The sequence below is a fragment of the Mycolicibacterium palauense genome, from assembly GCF_002592005.1.
GTDB classification, from domain to species: domain Bacteria; phylum Actinomycetota; class Actinomycetes; order Mycobacteriales; family Mycobacteriaceae; genus Mycobacterium; species Mycobacterium palauense.
This window is the reverse complement of sequence record NZ_NVQF01000201.1, coordinates 1-1,107: the sequence shown is the minus strand read 5'-3', so window position 1 is coordinate 1,107 and position 1,107 is coordinate 1. Positions and strand designations below refer to the sequence as shown.

The following is a 1,107-nucleotide window of genomic DNA, read 5'->3' as shown; positions in this document are numbered from 1 at the left end:
CGCCCTCATCACCGCCGAACACGGCAAGGTCCTCTCCGACGCGCTCGGCGAGGTCACCCGCGGCCAGGAGGTCGTCGAATTCGCCTGCGGCATCCCGCACCTGCTCAAGGGCGGGTTCACCGAGAACGCCTCCACCAACGTCGACGTCTACTCCCTGCGCCAGCCGCTCGGCGTCGTCGGCATCATCTCCCCCTTCAACTTCCCGGCCATGGTGCCGATGTGGTTCTTCCCCCTGGCCATCGCCACCGGCAACACCGTCGTGCTCAAGCCCTCGGAGAAGGATCCCAGCGCCGCGCTGTGGCTGGCCGAGCTGTGGAAGCAGGCCGGCCTGCCCGCCGGGGTGTTCAACGTGCTGCAGGGCGACAAGACCGCCGTCGACGAGCTGCTGACCAACCCCACCGTCAAGGCGGTCAGCTTCGTGGGATCCACCCCCATCGCCAAGTACGTCTATGCCACCGGCACCGCCCACGACAAGCGGGTTCAGGCGCTGGGCGGCGCCAAGAACCACGCCGTGATCCTGCCCGACGCCGACCTGGACCTGGCTGCCGACGCCATGGTCAACGCCGGGTTCGGCTCGGCCGGAGAACGCTGCATGGCCATCTCCGCCGCCGTGGCCGTCGGCCCCATCGCCGACGACCTGGTCGCCAGGATCGCCGAACGCGCCGCCACCATCAAGACCGGCGACGGCACCAGGGACTCCGACATGGGCCCCCTGGTCACCCGGGCCCACCGCGACAAGGTGGCCTCCTACATCGACGCCGGCGAGGCCGACGGCGCCAAGGTGGTCCTCGACGGGCGCCAGGTGGCCACCGACGGCGGCGCGGACCGGGATCCGGACGGCTTCTGGCTCGGACCCACCCTGCTCGACCACGTCACCCCGCAGATGAGCGTCTACACCGACGAGATCTTCGGCCCCGTGCTCTCGGTGGTCCGCGTCGACAGCTACGACGACGCACTGGAACTGATCAACACCAACCCCTACGGCAACGGCACCGCCATCTTCACCAACGACGGTGGCGCCGCCCGGCGCTTCCAGAACGAGGTCCAGGTGGGCATGGTGGGCATCAACGTGCCGATCCCGGTGCCGATGGCCTACTACAGTTTCGG

At 69.3% G+C, this 1,107-nt stretch carries 1 protein-coding gene; it reads left to right on the top strand.

The features are described from left to right. The coding region (gene mmsA, locus CSR00_RS29850; RefSeq protein ID WP_099025948.1) for a CoA-acylating methylmalonate-semialdehyde dehydrogenase at window positions 1-1,107 on the top strand (1,107 nt) is incomplete at both ends.